This is a genomic window from Limnohabitans parvus II-B4 (assembly GCF_003063455.1).
GTDB lineage: Bacteria > Pseudomonadota > Gammaproteobacteria > Burkholderiales > Burkholderiaceae_C > Limnohabitans_A > Limnohabitans_A parvus.
On the sequence record NZ_NESN01000001.1, the window covers coordinates 1 to 21,166 of the forward strand.

Annotated in this window: 16 protein-coding genes; 10 read left to right on the plus strand and 6 right to left on the minus strand. The window is 60.2% G+C overall.

The features are described from left to right. From purL to B9Z37_RS00020, 4 genes are all read left to right on the plus strand, one after another. Positions 1–3,516: phosphoribosylformylglycinamidine synthase (gene purL / locus B9Z37_RS00005; protein WP_108311053.1), on the plus strand; the 3,516-nt coding region annotated here is incomplete at its 5' end. 27 nt (positions 3,517–3,543) lie between these two features. Continuing rightward, positions 3,544–6,963: a DEAD/DEAH box helicase gene (locus B9Z37_RS00010; protein WP_108311819.1), complete on the plus strand. Its 3,420-nt coding sequence runs from the start codon at positions 3,544–3,546 to the stop codon at positions 6,961–6,963. Positions 6,964–7,025: 62 nt separating this feature from the next. Further along, positions 7,026–7,280 carry a ribbon-helix-helix domain-containing protein gene (locus tag B9Z37_RS00015; RefSeq protein WP_167394284.1) on the plus strand — a complete coding sequence of 85 codons (255 nt, stop codon included), beginning with the start codon at positions 7,026–7,028 and terminating at the stop codon, positions 7,278–7,280. Next, positions 7,277–7,756 carry a type II toxin-antitoxin system VapC family toxin gene (locus B9Z37_RS00020; protein WP_108311055.1) on the plus strand — a complete coding sequence of 160 codons (480 nt, stop codon included), beginning with the start codon at positions 7,277–7,279 and terminating at the stop codon, positions 7,754–7,756. The genes B9Z37_RS00015 and B9Z37_RS00020 overlap by 4 nt, the downstream gene beginning before the upstream one ends. Here B9Z37_RS00020 and B9Z37_RS00025 read toward each other — a convergent pair whose 3' ends face one another. The 6 genes from B9Z37_RS00025 to B9Z37_RS00050 all read right to left on the minus strand — a co-directional run bounded on the left by B9Z37_RS00025 (position 7,757) and on the right by B9Z37_RS00050 (position 14,006). After that, the gene (locus tag B9Z37_RS00025; protein ID WP_108311056.1) at positions 7,757–9,742 is read right to left on the minus strand and encodes a peptidase U32 family protein; all 1,986 of its coding nucleotides are present in this window, start codon (positions 9,740–9,742) and stop codon (positions 7,757–7,759) included. 600 nt (positions 9,743–10,342) lie between these two features. Next, the gene (locus B9Z37_RS00030) at positions 10,343–11,116 is read right to left on the minus strand and encodes a peptidylprolyl isomerase (protein WP_108311057.1); all 774 of its coding nucleotides are present in this window, start codon (positions 11,114–11,116) and stop codon (positions 10,343–10,345) included. A gap of 83 nt (positions 11,117–11,199) precedes the next feature. After that, positions 11,200–11,472 (minus strand): BolA family protein, encoded by a 273-nt coding sequence (locus tag B9Z37_RS00035; protein ID WP_108311058.1) that lies wholly within the window; start codon positions 11,470–11,472, stop codon positions 11,200–11,202. Further along, positions 11,469–12,011: a septation protein A gene (locus B9Z37_RS00040; protein ID WP_108311059.1), complete on the minus strand. Its 543-nt coding sequence runs from the start codon at positions 12,009–12,011 to the stop codon at positions 11,469–11,471. Before B9Z37_RS00040 ends, B9Z37_RS00035 begins: the two co-directional genes overlap by 4 nt. Positions 12,012–12,054: 43 nt before the next feature. Continuing rightward, positions 12,055–12,462 carry a peptide-methionine (R)-S-oxide reductase MsrB gene (msrB, locus tag B9Z37_RS00045; protein ID WP_108311060.1) on the minus strand — a complete coding sequence of 136 codons (408 nt, stop codon included), beginning with the start codon at positions 12,460–12,462 and terminating at the stop codon, positions 12,055–12,057. Continuing rightward, positions 12,459–14,006, minus strand: coding sequence for a protein adenylyltransferase SelO (locus tag B9Z37_RS00050; protein ID WP_108311061.1), 1,548 nt, complete (start codon positions 14,004–14,006; stop codon positions 12,459–12,461). The genes msrB and B9Z37_RS00050 overlap by 4 nt, the downstream gene beginning before the upstream one ends. Before the next feature lie 121 nt (positions 14,007–14,127). Between B9Z37_RS00050 and B9Z37_RS00055 the strand changes: the two genes are divergently transcribed. The 6 genes from B9Z37_RS00055 (at position 14,128) to B9Z37_RS00080 (ending at position 21,140) form a co-directional block, all read left to right on the plus strand. Then, positions 14,128–15,756, plus strand: coding sequence for a 3-(methylthio)propionyl-CoA ligase (locus B9Z37_RS00055; RefSeq protein ID WP_108311062.1), 1,629 nt, complete (start codon positions 14,128–14,130; stop codon positions 15,754–15,756). Positions 15,757–15,882: 126 nt separating this feature from the next. Further along, entirely contained in the window at positions 15,883–17,115 is a 1,233-nt protein-coding gene (locus B9Z37_RS00060) for a branched-chain amino acid ABC transporter substrate-binding protein (RefSeq protein WP_108311063.1), read from the plus strand. A 226-nt stretch (positions 17,116–17,341) separates the two neighbouring features. After that, on the plus strand, positions 17,342–18,376 hold the full coding sequence (locus B9Z37_RS00065) for a branched-chain amino acid ABC transporter permease (RefSeq protein WP_108311064.1): 1,035 nt from the start codon (positions 17,342–17,344) through the stop codon (positions 18,374–18,376). A 3-nt stretch (positions 18,377–18,379) separates the two neighbouring features. Further along, positions 18,380–19,672 (plus strand): branched-chain amino acid ABC transporter permease, encoded by a 1,293-nt coding sequence (locus B9Z37_RS00070; RefSeq protein WP_108311065.1) that lies wholly within the window; start codon positions 18,380–18,382, stop codon positions 19,670–19,672. Further along, on the plus strand, positions 19,669–20,445 hold the full coding sequence (locus B9Z37_RS00075) for an ABC transporter ATP-binding protein (RefSeq protein ID WP_108311066.1): 777 nt from the start codon (positions 19,669–19,671) through the stop codon (positions 20,443–20,445). Before B9Z37_RS00070 ends, B9Z37_RS00075 begins: the two co-directional genes overlap by 4 nt. Then, positions 20,445–21,140: an ABC transporter ATP-binding protein gene (locus B9Z37_RS00080; RefSeq protein WP_108311067.1), complete on the plus strand. Its 696-nt coding sequence runs from the start codon at positions 20,445–20,447 to the stop codon at positions 21,138–21,140. The genes B9Z37_RS00075 and B9Z37_RS00080 overlap by 1 nt, the downstream gene beginning before the upstream one ends. Positions 21,141–21,166 lie beyond the last annotated feature (26 nt).

The window sequence follows — 21,166 nt, forward strand, 5'->3', positions numbered from 1 at the left end:
CCCATGGCGCATGTGGATGTGCTGGGCGGTGGACGCTCTGCGCTGGAGGCGGCCAACAAAGACTGGGGCCTGGCCCTGGCCGAAGACGAGATCGATTACTTGGTCAAAGCCTTCACGGGCCTTGCGCGCAACCCCACCGATGTGGAGTTGATGATGTTTGCGCAGGCCAACAGCGAGCACTGCCGCCACAAGATTTTCAACGCCGAGTTCACGATTGACGGTGTGGCCCAGCCCAAGAGCCTGTTCGGCATGATCCGCAACACCGAGCAGCTCAGTCCGCAGCACACGGTGGTGGCGTATTCAGACAACGCTTCGGTGATGGAAGGCCACCACATTGAGCGTTTCGTGGCCAGAACCTCAGGGCAGGGCGCGGCTTATCAGAGCGAACAAGCCTTGCACCATGTGCTGATGAAGGTCGAGACGCACAACCACCCGACCGCGATTTCGCCTTTCCCCGGTGCATCCACGGGCGCTGGTGGCGAAATCCGTGACGAAGGCGCGACCGGACGCGGCTCCAAGCCCAAGGCGGGTTTGAGCGGCTTCACGGTCTCCAAACTCTGGGGCGGCATGTCCGACCAAGTGGGCGGCAAGCCCGAGCACATCGCCAGCCCGCTGCAGATCATGACCGAAGGCCCTCTGGGTGGCGCGGCGTTCAACAACGAGTTTGGCCGGCCCAACTTGCTGGGCTATTTCCGCGAATACGAGCAGACCGTGGACGGCGTGGTGCGTGGTTACCACAAGCCCATCATGATCGCGGGCGGTCTGGGCCAAATCGATGCCGAGCAAACCAAAAAGATCGAATTCCCTGCAGGCAGCTTGTTGATCCAGCTGGGCGGCCCTGGCATGCGCATCGGCATGGGCGGCAGCGCGGCCAGTTCCATGGCCACGGGCACCAACGCCGCTAATTTGGACTTTGACTCGGTGCAGCGCGGCAACCCCGAGATCGAGCGCCGGGCGCAAGAGGTCATCAACCACTGCTGGGCACAAGGTGCGGCCAATCCGATTTTGGCCATCCACGACGTGGGCGCGGGCGGGTTGTCCAATGCGTTCCCTGAATTGACCAACGACGCTGGCCGAGGCGCACGCTTTGATTTGCGTGCCGTCAAGCTCGAAGAGTCCGGCCTGTCGCCGAAAGAAATCTGGTCCAACGAAAGCCAAGAACGTTACGTGATGGCGATTGCGCCAGAGTCTTTGGCGCAGTTCACCGCGTTTTGCGAACGCGAGCGTTGCCCGTTTGCGGTGATTGGCGTGGCGACCGATGAGCGCCAATTGGTGTTGGAAGACAAAGGCCAAGAGTCGCCCGTGGACATGCCGATGGACGTGCTGCTGGGCAAACCGCCCAAGATGCACCGTGATGTGAAGACCGTCACCCGCCAGTCGCCCGCCATGGACCTGACGGGCGTGAGTTTGCAAAAAGCCGTGATCGACGTGCTGAGCCACCCCACCGTGGCCTCCAAGCGTTTCCTCATCACCATTGGCGACCGCGCCGTGGGTGGCTTGACGCACCGCGACCAGATGGTCGGCCCCTGGCAAGTGCCCGTGGCCGATGTGGCCGTGACCCTGGCCGACTACCAAGGCTTTGCGGGTGAAGCCATGAGCATGGGTGAGCGCACCCCGCTGGCCTCGCTCAATGCCGCAGCGTCCGGCCGCATGGCCGTGGCCGAAGCCATCACCAATTTGCTGGCCGCGCCCATCGAGCTGCCCCGCGTCAAGATGTCGGCCAACTGGATGGCCGCTTGCGGTGAGCCCGGTGAAGACGCCGCGCTTTACGAGACCGTTAAGGCCGTGGGCATGGAGTTGTGCCCGGCTCTGGACATCTCGATTCCCGTGGGCAAGGACAGTTTGTCGATGCGCACGCAGTGGACCGTACCGAAGGGCGATTCAAGTTCTGACGGTCAGACCCACAAAGTCACCTCGCCCGTGAGTCTGATCATCACCGCCTTTGCCAGCTTGCCTGACGTGCGCGGCACGCTCACGCCGCAGCTGGACGCGCAAGAAGCCGACACCAGCTTGCTGTTGATCGACCTGGGCCAAGGCCAAAACCGCATGGGCGGCAGCGTGTTGGGGCAGGTGCTGAGCCAGTTTGGCGACAGCGTGCCCGATCTGGAAGACCCGCAAGCCTTGGTGAATTTGGTCAAAGCCATCAACACCTTGCGTGCGCAAGGTCAGATCCTGGCCTACCACGACCGCAGCGATGGCGGCTTGCTGGCCGCAGTGGCCGAAATGGCCTTTGCCGGCCATGTGGGTGTAGCGCTCAATGTGGACATGCTGGTCACCGAGGGTGACGGCATCACCGACAGCCGCGCCGACCATGGCGACGCCAAGAACTGGGCAGGCCAGGTGAGCGCCCGCCGCGACGAACTCACCCTCAAAGCCTTGTTCAACGAAGAGCTGGGGGTGGTGATCCAGGTGCGTACCGCAGACCGCAACGCCGTGCTGCAAACCCTGCGTGAGCACGGCTTGTCCAAACACACGCATGTGATCGGCAAAACCCGCCCTGTGCAATCGACCATCCAAAAGGGCGTGGGCGAACTCAGCATCTGGCGCGACACCAAAGAGGTGTTTGCCGCCAAGCTCGAAGACCTGCACCAGGTCTGGGACAGCGTGAGCTGGAAGATTTGCCAGCAGCGCGACAACCCCGCTTGCGCCGACGCCGAGCACGCCGCCGCTGGCCGCGCGGACGACCCCGGCATGCATATGGCCCTGAGCTTTGACCCGGCAGACAACGTGGCCGCGCCGTTCCTGAATTTGTCGCGCCCCAAAGTGGCCATCTTGCGCGAGCAGGGCGTCAACTCGCATGTGGAAATGGCCTACGCCTTCCACAAAGCCGGTTTTGAGTCGCACGACGTGCACATGACGGATTTGCAATCGGGCCGCGCCAACTTGGCCGACTTCAAAGGCCTGGTGGCCTGCGGCGGCTTCAGCTACGGCGACACGCTGGGCGCAGGCATCGGCTGGGCACGCAGCATCACCTTCAACCCGGCTTTGGCCGAGCAGCTCAAGGGCTTCTTTGGCCGCGCCGACACCTTCGGGCTGGGCGTGTGCAACGGCTGCCAGATGTTTGCCGAACTGGCCGACATCATTCCGGGCGCCGAGGCTTGGCCGCGCTTCACCACCAACCAAAGCGAGCGCTTTGAAGCCCGCCTGTCCATGGTCGAGGTGCTGGAATCTCCCAGTTTGTTCTTGCAAGGCATGGCGGGCAGCCGCTTGCCGATCGCGGTGGCGCACGGCGAGGGTTATGCCAACTTCAAGCACCGGGGCAACGCGGCGCAGGCCATTGGCGCGATGCGCTTCGTGGACAACCACGGCCAGGCCACCGAGCAGTACCCGTTCAACCCGAACGGCAGCGCAGGCGGCCTGACGGCCGTGACCACGGCTGACGGGCGCTTCACGGCCATGATGCCGCACCCCGAGCGCGTGTTCCGCAATGTGCAGATGAGCTGGACGAGTGGTGACATTTCATCCACCAGCCCCTGGTTGCGTGTGTGGCAAAACGCCCGCAAGTGGGTGGCTTGATGACGGTCTGCGCCTGTGCGTTTCACCATGTCTGATCAGTGGTTTCCTCCCTCTCAGCTGGCGTTTTATTTCGACTCGAATTCCTGGGCCAAAGGCACGGCGCTGTACCTCAAAAATGAGGTGCTGTCGGCGCATCTGACGCCTGACGGCGAAGACTGGCGCGTCGATGCGCAGGTGCAGGGCTCTTTGCAAGACCCGTATCGGGTGACGGCCTTCTTGCGCGTGTCCGAGGGGGGCAATCTGCAAGGCTGGCGCACCACCTGCACATGCCCTGTGGGCCGCATGTGCAAGCATGCAGCCGCCTTGGGCATTCTGGTTGCCATGCAGGGCGTGTCCATGCGCAACCCCTTGGCGAATGAGGGCGAGGGCGATGGCGCTGAAAACTCAGAACAACAGATTCAAGTGCGTCAGGAGCGGGCGCTGCAACAAGCCGAATACCAGGTGCGTGACTGGCTGAGCCGTTTGCAAGCCGCCGATGCACCTACCGGGTTTTCCGTGCCGGGCAAAGCCAATGAGCACTTCCTCTATTGCCTGTCGGCAGCAGCCGTAGGCCACAGGCCCGTGTTCCACCTGACGATCAAGCAAGCCGTTTTGAAGCAAAACGGCGAATGGGGCAAACCCAAAAAAGTCAGCAGCCAGCCTTACCCCAGCGACCCGGTTTGGCGCACCTGCGCGCCGGGTGAGCAAGGCATTTTTGACCTGATGAAGGCCTGCCCGGCGACCAACAGCTTCAGCTCTTACGGCTTCCAAGGTGCAGTCAAGCTGCAAGGCATGGTGGCCGAGTTGTTGCTCAAGATGTGCAGCAGCACGGACCGCCTGATGTGGGAGGACGGCAAAACCTTGCGGCCGCTGGTGTGGAGCGATCAGCCCGTGGCCTTCAGTGGCAGCTGGCAGGCCGTGCCAGCGCAAGGCAACAGCCCCGAAGGCTGGCGGCTGCAGATGCAGTCGTCACAGGCGGGCGTGTTGCATGGCCTGAACGAGCCCCCGTTGTTTGTGGACCCGCAACAGGGCACCTGCGGCCTGCTGGACACGCAAGGCATGAGCGCCGATCACCTGATGCTGCTGACGCAGGCCCCGGTCGTTCCCGAGCGTGTGGCGGTCAAGTTCCAGCAACAACTGATGGACGCCATGGGCGAGTTGCCCCTGCCGCCCGTGATTGAAAAAATGCCCGAAATCCGAGGCGTTGCGCCCGTGGGCCTGCTGCAGCTGTGTGCGGTGCCACCGCATTTGCGCAGCGAGCAAGGCTTGTTTCAGGCCGAGCTGAAATTCCAATACGGCGACTGCACAGGCTACTGGGCACACCATCAGCCCCGCGTGGTGGTGGGTCAGGGCACGCAAGCCCGCATGCTGGTGCGCGATCTGGCGGCCGAGCTGGAGATTTGGGAAACGCTGGACGACCTGGGTTTTCAACTGTGGGACAACAACATGTTGGGCATACCCGGCTCCGAGGGACAGGCACTCTGGCTGGACTGGCTCGAAACCGACTTTGCGCCCCTGCACGAGGCCGGACTGGATGTGCTGAGCCACGAAGGTCTGGACCATTGGCTGCGCCGGGCCGACGATGTGCATGTGCGCATGAGCGGACAAGACACTGAAGCGGGGGCCGAAGACACTTCGCCCTGGTTTGACCTGTCGCTGGGCATGAACATCGACGGTCAACGCGTCAACATCTTGCCCTGGGTGCCCGAGATCCTCAAGGCCATGGCCCGTGCGGGCGTGTCGGCCAGCGAGCTGGGCAACGCGCAATCGGACCGCGTGCCCGACCATCTGTATCTGCCTGATTTACAGGGGCCTGGCTATGTGAAGCTGCCCACCGCCCAAATCAAGCCATGGCTCTCCATGCTGATGGAGTTGCACGGTGAACGCGGGCACAACTGGGATGGCGATTCACTGCGGCTGTCGCGTCTGGACGCTCTGCGCACGGCCGCATCGCTGGGTGAGGGCGCCGTCTGGCAGGGCGCACAAAGCCTGCTGGCCTTGGTGCAACAAATGCGCGGTACTGCAGCACTGACCGACGTGCCCTTGCCCGATGGCCTGCAAGCCACGCTGCGCCCCTACCAACAGCAAGGCCTGAACTGGCTGCAGTTTTTGCGCCAGCACCGTTTGGCGGGCATTTTGGCCGACGACATGGGCTTGGGCAAAACCCTGCAGACACTGGCCCACATCCTGACCGAGAAGCAGGCCGGACGGCTCACGCAACCGGCGCTGATCGTGGCGCCGGTCAGCTTGCTGGGCAACTGGCAGCGCGAAGCGGCCCGCTTTTGCCCGAGCCTGACCACCCACATCCACCACGGCCTGTCGCGCCACGAAACAGCGCAAGAACTGTGTGAGTTTGACGTGGTCATCACTGCCTATTCACTCCTGTCACGCGACCGCGAGATGTGGCTCGAAGTGCCTTGGCACCTGCTGGTGCTCGACGAAGCACAGAACATCAAGAACGCGCAAACCAATGCGGCGCAAGTCGTGTCGGAAATTCCGGCTGTGCACCGGCTGTGTTTGTCGGGCACACCCATCGAAAACCACTTGGGCGAGTTGTGGAGCCAGTTTCACTTTTTGATGCCCGGCTTTCTGGGCAGCCAGCGGCGCTTTACCGAGCTGTTTCGCAACCCGATCGAGCGTCAGGGCAGCACCGAAAAAATGGAACAGTTGCGTGCACGCATCACGCCCTTCATGCTGCGCCGCACCAAAGACCTGGTGGCCAGCGAACTGCCGCCCAAGATCGAAACCCTGATGCCGGTGCCACTCGAAGGCCAGCAGGCCGACCTGTACGAAACCATCCGCCTGGGCATGGAAAAAACCGTGCGCGAAGCGCTCAGCACCCAGGGTTTGGGCAAGTCGCAAATCACCATCCTGGATGCGCTGCTGAAGTTGCGCCAGGTGTGTTGCGACCCACGCCTGCTCAAGCTCAGCGCCGCCAGCCAGGTCAAGGAGTCGGCCAAGCTCACCCAGCTGCTCGACATGCTGCCCGAGATGGTGGCCGAAGGCCGCAAGATCTTGTTGTTCTCGCAGTTCACCGAAATGCTGGGCTTGATCGAAAAAGCCTTGCCTGAGTTGGGCATCCCGTGGGTCAAGCTCACCGGCCAAAGCAAAAACCGCGACGCGATCATCGACAAGTTCACCAGCGGCGAGGTGCCACTGTTCCTGATCAGCCTGAAAGCCGGTGGCGTGGGCCTGAACCTGCCGCAAGCCGACACCGTGATCCACTACGACCCCTGGTGGAACCCGGCCGTGGAAAACCAGGCCACCGACCGCGCCCACCGCATCGGCCAGACCAAAAACGTCTGGGTCGTCAAACTGGTGGCCCAGGGCACCATCGAAGAACGCATGCTGGCCCTGCAAGAGCGCAAAGCCCAGCTGGCGCAAGACATGTACGAAGGTGCCGTCAAGCGAAAAGAGCCGCTGTTTGGCGAATCCGATTTGAACGAGTTGCTCAAGCCGCTGGGTTGAGGGCCGACTTTACTTGCATCACCCCTTGGGTAATAATGTTCGTATTACCCAAGGAGGTTCGCATGACCACCACTGTCAAACTGCCCGATCCGCTCGAAAAATCTCTGCGCCAACGCTGCGCGCAAGAGGGCCGCAGCATCAGCGAAGTCATGCGCGATGCGCTCACCGCTTACCTGGCCCAGCCCGCTGCGACCGCATCGGCATTTGATTTGGGTGAGGGCGTGTTTGGCCGTTACAGCGGCCCCGAAGACTTGGCCGAAACCCGCAAAAACCAGCTGGCCGACGCTTGGGCCGACAAACACGCGCAAAGGGCATGAGCGCCGAAACCCCTTCGGCCCAAGAGCCCAGCGCACGCTGGTTGTCTCAGCTGCCGCCGCAAGCTGCGCTGATCGACAGCGGCCCTTTGTTGGCCCTGTTCAACCGCAGCGACAAATGGCACGCGCCCACACTGGCCTGGCTGCAAGCCAACCCGCAAGTGCGCCTGCACAGCACCTGGCCGGTGCTGACCGAAGTCTGCGCCTTGCTGGCCCGGCGCATCCACAACGGCGCAGCGCTCGACTTTTTGCAGTGGGTGCAGCGCGGTGCGGTTCAGCTCGATGCGCCCGCCGACTGGAGCCTGACCGGCGTGCTGGCCATCTGCCAGCGCTTTGCCAGCTTGCCACTCGATCTGGCCGACGCCTCGGTGGCCGAAGCCGCCGAGCGCCTGCAAATCCGCTTCATTGTGTCGATTGACAAAGACTTTGATGTCTACCGCGATGCCAAGGGCCAGGTGCTGGTGAATCTACTTCGGTGATCAGTGCATGCCCTGCACGAGCGGCCGGGTCTTGTAAAACTGGACCGGGCTCTCGGGCACTGCGTTCAGCACCGATTTCTTGATCTTGCCCACCACATGCATTTCGCAGGGTTTGCAGTCAAAGCGCAGGGTGAGTTTTTCCTTGCCGTTGATCAGCTGCAGGGGTTCGGCTTTCACGGTGCCTTGCACGCCCGTCACGCCTTTGGCCTGTTTGGGGCACAGGCTCAAACTGAAGCGAACGCAGTGCTTGGTGATCATCAGGCTGACTTCGCCCAGCTCTTCCTGGCTTTCATAGGCCGCATCGATGACCTTGACGCCATGCTTGGCATAAAAGTCACGGGCTTTCTGGTTGAACACGTTGGCCAAATAAGTCAGGGTGTCTTCGGGGTAGGGCGCAGGCGGCTCCACCGGCACGGCACGCGGCAGGCGGTGCAGGCCTTGGGCGCGGGCGGCTTCGAGTGCCTGCACGGCGTCGCGACGCAAGGCGTTGAGTTGTGAGGGCGGCACAAACCAGGGGCGGGGCAGGGCCGTTTGAACGTCGAACGGCTCGAACAAAGTATCGCCCAGCTTGCCTAAAGCGGCCTTGAGTTTGTCCTCAGCCTGGGCCGGGTCTTTGGAGGCTTGCCAGTCGATGGCCGTTTGGGCTGTGCCGGTATGCCCGGCTTCGTCGGTCAGCGTCAGTTGCAGGCCTTCACCTTGGCCACCCGTGTTTTCAGCCAGCTGCATCCAGACGCCCATGCGGCGCTCGGCGGACTTTTTGTCCAGTGTGCGCACCCAGCTCATGTCGCGGTTGCGGTTGACCTGCACGCCTTTGCGCAGGTCCTTGAACCCGTCCATCGGGTCTTTGGGGAACAAGCGCCAAACCCCTTTGGCTTTTTGAGCCTCAGCGCGGTTGATCTGCAGGCCCACCAGTTCCTTTTGCAGGTCGTAGTAGCACATGCCGTCACCGTTGTGCAGCTCAGTGGCCGGGTCGTCGGTGGTGATCTCGACGTGTTCGGCCGACACCTTGCTCACCCAACCAATGGGCTGGCCGGGGTTTTTGGGGGTGTCAAACGCGCCGATGTCTTCCTTGCGGCCTTGCACGAAGTAGTCGGTGAACTCGCGGTTGAAGTTCTGGTTCGGGTCAGGCTCAAAGTTAAAGGTGGTGCGGCCGTGCGAGGCCGGGGCCAACTCGGGCCGCTCGGTCAGCACTTCGTCAAACAGCTTACGGTAATGGGCCGTGATGTTTTTCACATAGGCCATGTCCTTGTAGCGGCCTTCGATCTTGAAGCTGCGGATGCCCGCATCCACCAGGGCGCGCAGGTTCTCGCTCTGGTTGTTGTCTTTCATGCTCAGCACATGCTTGTCGTGCGCCACGATGCGGCCTTGTGCGTCTTTGACCTCATAGGGCAGGCGGCAGGCCTGCGAGCAATCGCCCCGGTTGGCGCTGCGCCCGGTGTGGGCGTGGCTGATGAAGCACTGGCCGCTGTAGGCCACGCACAAAGCACCGTGCACAAAAAATTCGATCACGGTGCGCTCGGTGTCCACCGCGTCGCGGATCGCGCTGATCTGCGGCAGCGTCAACTCGCGAGCCAGCACGATCTGGCTCAAGCCCGCGTCTTGCAAGAACTTGGCTTTTTCAGGTGTGCGGATGTCGGTCTGGGTGCTGGCGTGCAGCTGGATCGGCGGCATGTCGATTTCCAGCAGGCCCATGTCTTGCACGATCAGCGCGTCCACACCGGCGTCGTACAGCTGCCAGGCCAACTTGCGCGCCCCTTCCAGTTCGTCGTCGCGCAAGATGGTGTTGAGCGTGACAAAAATGCGGCTGTGAAAACGGTGCGCGTATTGCACCAGTTTGGCGATGTCCTGGATGCTGTTGTCGGCCGTGGACCGTGCACCAAATGAAGGGCCGCCAATGTAGACCGCATCAGCGCCATGGTTGATGGCTTCGATGCCGATGTCGAAGGTGCGGGCGGGGGCAAGGAGTTCGAGTTGGTGGGGCTGCATGGGCTGGGATTATCCCCAATCTGGCGTCACTCCTTGTCGTGCCCAGCTAAGTTGTTGTTATCCCGATCCAGCTTGTCGTCCTCCCGATCCAGCTTGTCGTCATGTCCGGCCAATTTGTGGTCATGCCCAGCAAATTTGTTGTCATGCCCGGCTTGACCGGGTATCCATGGCTGTCGAAGAGATGGACCCCCGATCAAGTCGGGGGTGACGAGACAGGGCGCATGGCCCCCCTATCAGGTCGGGGGTGACGAGACAGGGCGCATGGACCCCCGATCAGGTCGGGGGTGACAAGGCGGGGTGGCAAGGCCGGGAGCGTGGCCCTTTGCTGTCGTCCCTCGCCATCTTGTCGTCATGCCCAGCCAATTTGTTGTCATGCCCAGCCAATTTGTTGTCATGCCCAGCCAATTTGTTGTATGCCCGGCTTGACCGGGTATCCATGGCCGTCGAAGAGATGGACCCCCGATCAGGTCGGGGGTGACGAGACAGGGCGCATGGACCCCCGATCAGGTCGGGGGTGACGGAGCTGGTCGATCAAGTCGGCGGCGATGACCCAAAAAAAACGCGGCCGGAGCCGCGTTTTGCTGAGTCGAAAGGTTCAGATCACTGGATCTTGGCCTTGGCACGCAGGCTGTCTTGGAATGTGCTGAGCTTTTGTTGCTGCAGCTGCTGCGAAATCTGGGGTTTGACTTCATCCAGCTTGGGCAATTGGGCTTCGCGCACATCGTCCACGCGGATGATGTGGAAACCAAATTGGCTCTTGACGGGCGTGTCGGTCATCTGGCCCTTGTCCAGCTTGACCATGGCCCCCGAAAACTCGGGCACATAGCTGCCAGCGGCAGCCCAGTCCAGGTCGCCACCGTTGGCACCAGACCCTGGGTCCTTGGAGGCCTTCTTGGCCAAGTCTTCAAAGCTGCCGCCTTTTTTGATCTGGGCGATCAGCGCCAGGGCTTCGTCTTCTTTTTCCACCAGGATGTGGCGGGCGCGGTATTCCTTGCCACCATTGGCTGCCACGAACTTGTCGTATTCGGCCTTGATGTCGGCATCGGTCACGGGGTTTTTCTTCTGGAAATCGGCAAACAGCTGACGGATCAGGATGGTTTGACGGGCCAGTTCGAGCTGGGTCTTGTACTCATCAGAGGCGTCCAGGCCGCGCTTTTTGGCTTCTTGCATGAAGATTTCGCGGGCGATCAACTCTTCCTTGATCTGGGCCAGCACTTCGGGCGTCACAGGGCGGCCAGAGGCTTCGACTTGCTGCTTGAGCGCATTCACACGCGAAGATGGCACTGGCTTGCCGTTGACCACGGCCAGGTTTTGCGCCAGGGCGGGAACCGCCAGCAAGGCCACCAGGGCGGCGCTGAGCATTTGCTTTTTCATTTTGTTTTCCTCAATGACGTTGTGTCAGGGTTGAATCAAGGGTTCAAAAAAAGGGGCTGCCACCAGTGGGTGACGGCCCGGGTTCAGATCAGCTCGATGGCCAGGGCGTGCAAGCCCTGGTCAATGAAATCTTGCAGCGCATCATACACAAGGCGATGGCGCTGAACGCGGCTGAGCGGTGCAAACAAAGGTGAAGCAATGCACACACGCATGTGGCTGCCTTGGCCGCTCGCGCTGGCACCGGCATGGCCTGCGTGTTGCGCGCTTTCGTCGATGACTTTGAGGGCTGTGGGGTGCAGCCGCTCGGTCAGTCGGGTGTGGATCTGCTCACTCAGGGGGACAGACGGCTGGCTCATTCTTTGTCAGCGCCTTCTTTGGGCAGATAGCGGGCGATGTACAGGCCTTGTCCGAGGATGAAAACCACAGGGAAGGCATAGCCCCACAGCTTGAAATTGACCCAGTCTTCGGTGCTGAAGTACGCCGCCACATAGCCGTTGATCGATGCCATGAAGATGCAGTACAGCATCCATGACAGGTTGAGCCGGTTCCACACCGCGTGCGGCAACTGCAGTTGCGTGCCCAGCAGCATGTGCAAAAAGTTTTTCTTCAAAAACCAGTGCGCCACGGCCAAGGCAATCGCCAGGCCGGAATACAGCAAGGTGGGTTTCCATTTGATGAAGCGCTCGTCGTGCAGGCCCAGGGTGAGGGCGCCAAAGCCGAGCACCAACACCAGCGTGATCTTGTGCATGGTCTGCAGCTTGCCATCCATTTTGTAGATGATGGCGGTTTGCAGCACAGTGGCGCCCATCAGCACCGCGGTGGCGGTGTAAATGTCACCCATCTTGTAAGCGCCAAAAAACAGCAGGATGGGGAAAAAGTCGAGGATGAATTTCATGAATAGGTTTTGAATGCGGCGTCTGCGGTACCGCCAAGATCGGTCAGGAAGCTTCGAAGTCTAACGAAGCGGAGTTCATGCAATAACGCAGGCCTGTGGGCGCAGGGCCGTCTTCGAACACATGGCCCAGGTGCGCGCCGCATTGGGCGCACACGGTTTCCACCCGGCGCATGCCGTGGCTGGTGTCCACCCGTTCCTCAATCGCCCCATCGATCGAGGCTTGCGAGAAGCTGGGCCAGCCGCAGCCGGCGTCAAATTTGGTGTCGGATTTGAACAATTCGGCATCGCAGCAGATGCAGCGGTAAATGCCGCTGGCCCAGTGGCCTTCGTATTTGCCAGTAAAAGGGCGCTCAGTGGCGGCTTGTCGTGTCACGGCATACGCGACCGGCTCGGCCCCTTTGGCGGCCAGCAGCTCGCGCCACTCGGCGTTTGTTTTTTGAATTTGGGTCATGATGAACAGCTGATTTCCAGTTGGCCCGCCCAGTCGGGCGGCAGGTCGGCATAGGCCTCAAAGCCCGGATGCTCGTCGAAGGGAGACTGTAGCAAGTTGTACAGCGTGTCGATTTCTGAAAAGTCACCCGCCTTGGCTTGACGGATGGCCACTTCGGCCAAGTGATTGCGCAGTACAAACTTGGGGTTGGTGCGAAGCATCCGTGGCCCCATGCTGACCAAGTGGGTCTGTCCGGCACGAGCGGTGTAGCGTTCCAACCAAGCCAGCAGGCGAGGGCGGTCCAGCACCAGATCGGTCACGGGGCTCCAGTCGGCTTCGGTCACAGCATTGGCTTGCGATTGCCGCACCACCGCTTGACTCAGTTGCCGCCAAAACAGGGTGAAGTCCACTTTTTCGGCGGCCATGAGCTGCATCAGGTCTTCCACCAGTGTCCAGTCGGCTTCGCGCTCGGATTCAGGTGCCAGTGTCCCTGTCAGGCCCAGCTTGGCCCGCATGGCGTCGCCAAGGTACCGAGGGAACAAAGTCTTGTAGCCCTCCAATACTTGCAGCGTCATCTCCTGGTCATCGATCAAGGGGGCCAAGGCTTGGGCCAGGCAGTACAGGTTCCAGTACGCGACGTTGGGTTGCCGCCCGTAGGCATAACGCCCCTGGTGGTCAGAGTGGTTGCAGATGTGGCCCGGGTCAAAGCTGTCCATGAACTGGAAGGGGCCGTAGTCGATGGTCAGGCCCAGCAGACTCATGTTGTCGGTGTTCATCACGCCGTGGCAAAAGCCCACAGCCTGCCATTGCGCCAGCAGCTTGGCGGTTCGCTCCTGCACTTCGTCCAGCAGGGCCGCATACACATTGCCTTGCCACAGCGAGGTCCGTGCATGGCATTCGGGCAGGTGGTGGGTGATGGCGTGGTCGGCCAGTGTGCGCAGGCTGTCGGTGTCGCCCTGCGCCGAAAAATGTTCAAAGTGCCCAAAACGCAGAAAGCTGGGGGCGACACGGGCCACCACGGCAGCGCTTTCGATGGTTTCGCGCCGCACCGGCTCGGGTGAAGCCACGAGGCTCAACGCCCGGGTGGTGGGAATGCCCAGGCCGTGCATGGCCTCGCTGCACAAATACTCTCGGATGCTCGAGCGCAGCACAGCCCGGCCATCGCCACCACGCGAATACGGGGTGCGGCCCGCGCCCTTGAGCTGGATTTCTTGTGGGCCTTGTTTTGAAGCCGCCTCGCCCAGCCAGATGGCCCGGCCGTCGCCCAATTGTCCTGCCCATTGCCCGAACTGGTGGCCGCTGTAGACCGTGGCCAAGGGGTCCGACCCGGTCATGACCGCGTTGCCCGCAAAGGCTTGCAAGTGATTGTCATCAAACACCTCGGCAGGCCAGCCCAGCTCGGCGCGAAGGGCTTCGTTACAAGCGGCCCAGCGGGGGGCGGCCACAGGTGTGGGTTGCAGGCGCGTGAAAAACCGGGGGCCCAATTGCGTCAGGCGATGGGTCCATGCCAGCGCGGATGGCGCATCGTCGGCACGGCTGAGCGGGTTCAAGTGGGCTGAATGCATAGAAGTCGATTGTCACGCCCTTGACAAGTACCCGGGTAATTGCGGGTTTTAAGAGCAGAGATGGCCGCGCCCGGGTGCACAATGATTCGCTTGAGAACAACCGCAACGACAGGAGATACCCATGCTGGGACTGATGCAACAGCAATCGCTGCTGATTTCTTCAATGATCGAATTTGCCGAGAAGCACCACGGTGACGGCGAGGTCGTTTCGCGTCGGGTGGAAGGGGATATCCACCGCTACACCTGGGCCGATGTGGGTCGCCGCTCGCGCCAGGTGGCCAACGCGCTGGATGCGCAAAAGGTGCCCCAAGGTGCCCGCATCGCCACGCTGGCTTGGAACGGGTACCGCCACCTGGAGCTGTACTTTGGTGTGAGCGGCTCAGGCCGTGTGCTGCACACCATCAACCCGCGCCTGCACCCTGAGCAGATGGCCTGGATCGCCAACCATGCCGAAGACCAGGTCTTGTGTTTTGACATGACGTTTTTGCCTTTGGTTCAAGCCCTGCACGCCCATTGCAAGACCGTGACCCAGTATGTGGCACTGTGCGACGCCGACAAACTGCCTGCCGACACCGGCATCCCGAATCTGCTGAGCTATGAGGCCTGGATGGGCCAACAGCCAGACACCTACACCTGGCCTCAGCTGGACGAGAATTCGGCCTGCAGCCTTTGCTACACCAGTGGCACCACGGGCAACCCCAAGGGGGCTTTGTACAGCCACCGTTCTACCGTGCTGCACGCCTACGCCGCGGCCTTGCCCGACTCGATGTGCATCTCGGCGCGCGACTCGATCCTGCCCGTGGTGCCCATGTTCCACGTCAACGCCTGGGGCATTCCCTACAGCGCGGCCATGACGGGCGCCAAACTGGTGTTTCCTGGCCCCGCGCTGGATGGCAAATCGGTGTACGAGTTGATCGAGTCCGAGGGCGTGACCTTTGCGGCTGGCGTGCCCACCGTCTGGCAAATGCTGCTGGGCCACATGAAGCCTGCAGGCCTCAAGTTCAGCCACCTCAACCGCACCGTGATTGGTGGCTCGGCCTGCCCGCCCGCCATGATCGACGCCTTCCGCCAAGACTACAACGTGGACGTGTTGCACGCCTGGGGCATGACCGAACTGAGCCCTCTGGGCACGGTGTGCACCCTGAAAAACAAACACCTGAGCCTGCCCGCCGAGCAGCAAATGAAGCTGCGCCTGAAGCAAGGCCGTTGCATCTTTGGCATCGACATGAAAATCGTCGACGCCGAAGGCCGTGCCTTGCCGCACGACGGCAAGGCCGCAGGAGATCTGCTTGTCAAAGGTCCATGGGTCATCGCTTCTTATTACAAACAAGAAGGCGGTAGCCCCTTGGTGGGCGGCTGGTTTCCCACGGGTGATGTGGCCACCATCGATGCCGACGGCTTCATGCAAATCACTGACCGCAGCAAGGACGTGATCAAGTCTGGTGGCGAGTGGATCAGCTCGATCGATGTGGAGAACATCGCCATGGCGCACCCGGCTGTGGCCATGGCTGCCTGCATCGGTATGCGCCATCCCAAGTGGGACGAGCGTCCGATTGTGTGCGTGGTCAAGAAACCGGGCGCCGAAGTCAGCCGGGATGAGCTGATGGCTTTCTACGATGGCAAGACGGCCAAATGGCAAATTCCTGACGATGTGGTGTTTGTGGATGCCATCCCTTTGGGCGGCACCGGCAAGATGCTCAAGACCCGTTTGCGCGAGCAGTTGGCTGACTATGTTTTGCCGGGTCTTTGATCCAAAACAAATCCGCGTGACTTCAAAGTCGCGCGGGTGATAAGGCTTAGGGGCAAACCCCGAGCGCATTTGTGTTTTCACCGGTTACGCTGACATTGTTCTGATTCATAACGCAGGAGACTTTGAATGAAAACCACCACCCGCTTGATCGCTGCAGCTGCTTTGGCCGCTTGCTCCATGGGCGCTTTTGCTCAAAAAGGCGAGACCGTCAAGATTGCCTGGATCGATCCACTTTCGGGCCTGATGGCACCAGTGGGCAGCAACCAACTCAAGAGCTTTCAGTTCTTTGCCGAGAAATTCAGCAAAACCAATCCTGCTGGCGTCAAATTCGAAGTCATCGGCATCGACAACAAGCTGAGCCCCGCTGAAAGCTTGAACGCCCTGAAGGCCGCCATGGACCAAGGCGTGCGTTACATCACGCAAGGCAACGGCTCTTCGGTGGCGGGTGCCCTGATCGAGGCTGTTAACAAGCACAACGAGCGCAACCCCGGCAAGGAAATCATTTTCCTGAACCACTCGGCCGTGGACCCTGACTTCACCAACAGCAAGTGCAGCTACTGGCACTTCCGCTTCGATGCCGACACGTCGATGAAGATCGAGGCCATGACCACCTTCATGAAAGACGACACCGCCATCAAGAAGGTGTACCTGTTCAACCAGAACTACTCACACGGCCACCAGGTTGCCAAGTTTGCCAAGGAAAACCTGGCCCGCAAGCGCCCCGACGTGCAAATCGTGGGCGAAGACCTGCACCCATTGGCCCAGGTGCGCGACTTCTCACCTTACATTGCCAAGATCAAAGCCTCGGGCGCCGACACGGTGATCACCGGCAACTGGGGTTCTGACCTGGCCCTGTTGGTCAAAGCGGCCAACGAAGGTGGTTACAACGGCAAGTTCTACACCTACTACACCGGCGTGACCGGCACGCCCACGGCCTTGGGCCAAGGCGGTGCAGGGCGCGTTTACCAGATCGCTTACAACCACTACAACATGGGTGGTGACATTGGCAAGTGGATGGGTGAGTTCAAGACCAAGTTCAACGACGACTTTTACACGGGTTCTGTGATTTCGATCTACAGCGCATTGGGTGAAGCCATGGCCAAAGCCAAGTCAACCGACCCCGTCAAAGTGGCCGCAGCTCTGGAAGGCTTGACTTTCAAGAGCTACCACGGCGAAGTGCAAATCCGCAAAACTGATCACCAGCTGCAGCAACCGCTGTACATGACCGTGTGGCAAAAGGCAGACAAGAAGTACCCTTACAGCCCAGAGAACACCGGCATGACTTTGGCACCTGTCAAAGAGTTCCCTTCTTATGTGTCCAGCACGCCGACCAGCTGCCAGATGAAGCGTCCTGGCTAAGCTGCAACCAGTCCGGCAAACCAGGCCGTGTCTGGTTTGCCGACAGGTTTTGGCTATGCCAAGGATTGGTCGAATGAACCTAAGGGTTCAGTGGCCCGATGAACATCCAGGTTGTCGGGCCTTTCTTTTGGGCGTTGGTGCCTATGCAAGTCTCGGGTTGATCATTGCAACCCACTTTCGGTAACGAAGTTAGGCTCATTCAGAGCCTGGAAAAGTGGCGGTATTTATGGAGTTTTTTATCATCTCCATGCTCAACGGTCTCAGTTACGGACTGTTGCTCTTCATGCTCAGCTCAGGGCTGACGCTGATTTTCAGCATGATGGGCGTGCTCAACTTTGCGCACGCCAGTTTTTACATGATCGGCGCCTATTTCGGCTACACCTTGTCGGGGTGGATCGGTTTTTGGCCGGCACTGGTCTTGGCACCTCTTTTTGTGGGAGCCTGCGGTGCATTGTTTGAGCGCGTGACCTTGCGCAAGGTTCACCCGTTCGGCCATGTCCCCGAGTTGTTGGTCACCTTCGGGCTGTCTTATGTGGTGCTTGAACTGGTGCAACTGGTTTGGGGCCGAACCGCCGTCGAATTCGCGCCGCCCGAGATCCTGCGCAGTGCCGCATTCACCTTGATCAACCACTCGGCCAATGGCATGAGTCTGGTTTGGGGCGCTGCACCGGCCGAAGCTTGCGCTGCTGCCGATGCCGCCGTCCGGGTGGTGTGCTCGCCGTTTCCTGCTACCCGGGCCTTCATGATGCTGGTGGCGCTTTTGATGCTGGTGTCCTTGTGGCTCTTGCTCACCCATACACGCATTGGCCTGGTGATTCAGGCGGCCTTGACGCATCCTGAAATGGCCGAGTCTCTCGGCCACAACGTGCCACGCGTCTTCATGTTGGTTTTTGGTGCTGGTACTGGACTTGCAGGCTTGGCGGGCGTGATTGGTGGCAGCACGTTTGTAACCGAACCCGCCATGGCAGCCACCGTGGGCTCCGTCATCTTCGTGGTGGTGGTCGTGGGGGGCATGGGCTCTTTGTCTGGGGCATTCCTGGCGTCGGTGCTGATTGGCGTGATCCAGACCTTTGCCGTGGCGATTGATTACTCGTTCTTGACTTTGGCCAAGGACATGGGTTGGGTCTTGTCTGCTGCGACTCAGGACAACTCATTTGCGAAACTCACGCTGTCACAAGTGGCGCCCATCCTGCCGTATTTGTTCCTGGTGCTGATCCTTATCTTCCGGCCCAAGGGTCTTTTGGGTACTCGCGAGGGTTAAGACATGGCTGCTGTATACAAATTCAAACCTTACAACGTCGGCCGCTGGGTCATCTGGAGCTTGTTTGCGCTGGTCTTGCTGGCGGCGCCCATGGTGTTCACCAGCAACCTCTCGACCACCATGTTGGCTCAGATGGGCATTGCGATCATCGCTTGTCTGTCCTACAACATCTTGTTAGGGCAAGGCGGCATGCTCAGCTTTGGCCACGCGGTCTACACAGGGCTGGGTTCTTACTTGGCTATCCACGCTTTGAACGCGGTGAGTGCAGGTAAATGGCACATCCCGGTCAGTCTGTTGCCCATCGTTGGCGGCATCGCTGGCATGTGCTTTGCTGTTCTGCTCGGCTGGGTCACGACCCGCAAATCGGGCACGCCCTTTGCCATGATCACGCTGGGTGTGGCCGAGTTGGTGTTTGCCATGTCCTTGATGTTCTCGGAGTTCTTTGGCGGCGAGGCTGGGGTGTCTGGCAACCGGGTGGCTGGCGAGGCCTTTTTCGGCATCACTTTCGGTCCACAAATTCAGGTTTACTACCTGATCGCGGCTTACACCTTTGTGTGCGTGGCTCTCATGTATGCCTTCACCCAGACGCCATTGGGTCGCATACTGAACGCGGTGCGCGACAATCCTGAGCGTGTGGAGTTCATTGGCTACAACACACAGCGAGTGCGTTACATCGCCTTCATCATTGCGGGCTTTTTTGCCGGCATTGCGGGTGGTTTGGGGGCGCTCAACTTCGAGATCGTGACTGCCGAGGTCGTCGGGGCAGGGCGCTCCGGGGCCTATTTGTTGTTCACCTTTTTGGGTGGCGCCACCTTCTTCTTTGGCCCCATCATCGGAGCCATCTTGATGGTCATTGCTTTTGTCCTCTTGTCTGAGCTGACCAAGGCGTGGTTGCTTTATTTGGGCCTCATCTTCTTGTTCATGGTGATGTATGCACCGGGCGGTATCGCCAGTTTGATCATGATGAATTTGCGAGTGGCCAAGTTTGGCAAGTTGCGTCAGATCTGGACCAGTTACCTGAGCTTGGGCTTGACCGCCTTTGTCATGTTGGCGGGGGCGGGCGCGATGATCGAAATGGTTTATCACCTGCAGCTCAATTCGGCTTTGGGAGACACCGTCAAATTCATGGGGGCCACGCTCAACGCCAAAGGACTGGACAGCTGGTTTGGCTGTGCCTTTGTCATGTTCACGGGTCTCGGATTGTTTGAGTTGTGCCGTCGTCAATACATGATCGAGTGGGGCGATATCCAGACCGAGATCGAAAAAGAAATCAAGCGCCGGGAGACTGCAGTATGAGTACGACCTACGCACTGGAACTGAAAGATGTTCGCAAGAATTTCGGCAAGACCGAAATCATCCGGGGTGTGAATTTGGCTGTTGAGCCTGGTGAGCGTGTGGCCGTGATCGGCCCCAACGGCGCGGGCAAGTCCACCTTGTTCAACCTGATCAGCGGTCGCTTTGGGCCTTCTAGCGGTGATATTTTGTTGAATGGCCAACGCATTCAACACAAGACCCCCTACGAAATCAACCGCATGGGCTTGGCGCGCAGTTTTCAGATCACCAACATCTTCCCGAAGTTGAGTGTGTTTGAAAACTTGCGTTGCGCGGTGCTCTGGAGTCTGGGCTACAAGTACACCTTCTTCAAGTTCCTTTCGGGTCTGAAAGACGCGAATGAACGGGCTGACCAGTTGCTGGAGATGATTCGCCTGGACAAGAAGCGCGATGTGCTGGCGGTCAACCTGACCTATGCCGAACAACGTGCCCTTGAAATCGGTGTGACGATTGCGGGTGGGGCCGATGTGATCTTGCTCGATGAACCGACGGCGGGCATGAGCAAAAGTGAAACTTCGCGTTTCATTCACCTGATCAAAGAAGTCACCGTCGGCAAAACCTTGCTGACCGTGGAGCACGACATGGGCGTGGTGTTTGGGCTGGCCGACAAGATTGCGGTGGTGGTCTATGGGGAGGTGATCGCTTTTGACACGCCCGAGGCCGTGCGTGCCAATGCCAAAGTGCAGGAGGCCTATCTGGGCTCCTCCGTTGCAGACAGCCAGGCAGGAGGCCATTGATGTTGCAAGTAGACAACCTTCACGCCTATTACGGCAAAAGCCATGTGCTGCATGGCGTCAGCTTTGAAGTGGGCCAAGGCGAGATCGTGGCCTTGCTGGGGCGCAATGGCTCCGGCCGCTCCACCACCGCCAAGGCCATCATGGGCTTGGTCGATTGCCAGGGCCGCATTGACTGGAACGGTCAACCCATTCAGGGCAAAAAAGCCTACGAAATCGCCCATTTGGGTATTGGCTATGTGCCGGAAAATCGCGACATTTTCCCCAAGTTGACGGTGCATCAGAACCTGCAGCTGGGCCAAAAGCGCAGCGGCAAAAACGGGCGCTGGTCATTTGAGGACATGTACGCCATGTTCCCTCGTCTCAAAGAGCGTGAGCACACAGAGGCAGGCGTTTTGTCGGGCGGGGAGCAGCAAATGCTGACCCTTTGCCGCACGCTCATGGGCGACCCGGATCTGATCATCATCGATGAACCCACCGAGGGTTTGGCCCCGAAGATCGTCGAGTTGGTGGGGCAATACCTTGAAGAGCTCAAGAGCCGAGGCATTTCGGTCCTGCTCATCGAGCAAAAACTCACGATTGCCATGAAAATTTCGGACCGCGCCTTGGTCATGGGCCATGGCAGCATCGTCTTTGAAGGCACGCCCCAAGCGCTTCGCGAGAACACTTACATCCGCAAAGAGTGGCTGGAGGTTTGACATTCGTCCCGGTCGAGACAGTTTGG

Excerpts from the sequence above, each read along its gene's own strand:
- B9Z37_RS00025 (WP_108311056.1), bottom strand. The coding sequence starts at position 9,742 with ATGCAGCCCCACCAACTCGAACTCCTTGCCCCCGCCCGCACCTTCGAC.
- B9Z37_RS00035 (WP_108311058.1), bottom strand. The coding sequence starts at position 11,472 with ATGAGCCAGCCGTCTGTCCCCCTGAGTGAGCAGATCCACACCCGACTG.
- msrB (WP_108311060.1), bottom strand. The coding sequence starts at position 12,462 with ATGACCCAAATTCAAAAAACAAACGCCGAGTGGCGCGAGCTGCTGGCC.
- B9Z37_RS00040 (WP_108311059.1), bottom strand. The coding sequence starts at position 12,011 with ATGAAATTCATCCTCGACTTTTTCCCCATCCTGCTGTTTTTTGGCGCT.
- B9Z37_RS00020 (WP_108311055.1), top strand. The coding sequence starts at position 7,277 with ATGAGCGCCGAAACCCCTTCGGCCCAAGAGCCCAGCGCACGCTGGTTG.
- B9Z37_RS00015 (WP_167394284.1), top strand. The coding sequence starts at position 7,026 with ATGACCACCACTGTCAAACTGCCCGATCCGCTCGAAAAATCTCTGCGC.
- B9Z37_RS00050 (WP_108311061.1), bottom strand. The coding sequence starts at position 14,006 with ATGCATTCAGCCCACTTGAACCCGCTCAGCCGTGCCGACGATGCGCCA.
- B9Z37_RS00075 (WP_108311066.1), top strand. The coding sequence starts at position 19,669 with ATGAGTACGACCTACGCACTGGAACTGAAAGATGTTCGCAAGAATTTC.
- B9Z37_RS00065 (WP_108311064.1), top strand. The coding sequence starts at position 17,342 with ATGGAGTTTTTTATCATCTCCATGCTCAACGGTCTCAGTTACGGACTG.
- B9Z37_RS00060 (WP_108311063.1), top strand. The coding sequence starts at position 15,883 with ATGAAAACCACCACCCGCTTGATCGCTGCAGCTGCTTTGGCCGCTTGC.
- B9Z37_RS00030 (WP_108311057.1), bottom strand. The coding sequence starts at position 11,116 with ATGAAAAAGCAAATGCTCAGCGCCGCCCTGGTGGCCTTGCTGGCGGTT.
- B9Z37_RS00080 (WP_108311067.1), top strand. The coding sequence starts at position 20,445 with ATGTTGCAAGTAGACAACCTTCACGCCTATTACGGCAAAAGCCATGTG.
- B9Z37_RS00010 (WP_108311819.1), top strand. The coding sequence starts at position 3,544 with ATGTCTGATCAGTGGTTTCCTCCCTCTCAGCTGGCGTTTTATTTCGAC.
- B9Z37_RS00055 (WP_108311062.1), top strand. The coding sequence starts at position 14,128 with ATGCTGGGACTGATGCAACAGCAATCGCTGCTGATTTCTTCAATGATC.
- B9Z37_RS00070 (WP_108311065.1), top strand. The coding sequence starts at position 18,380 with ATGGCTGCTGTATACAAATTCAAACCTTACAACGTCGGCCGCTGGGTC.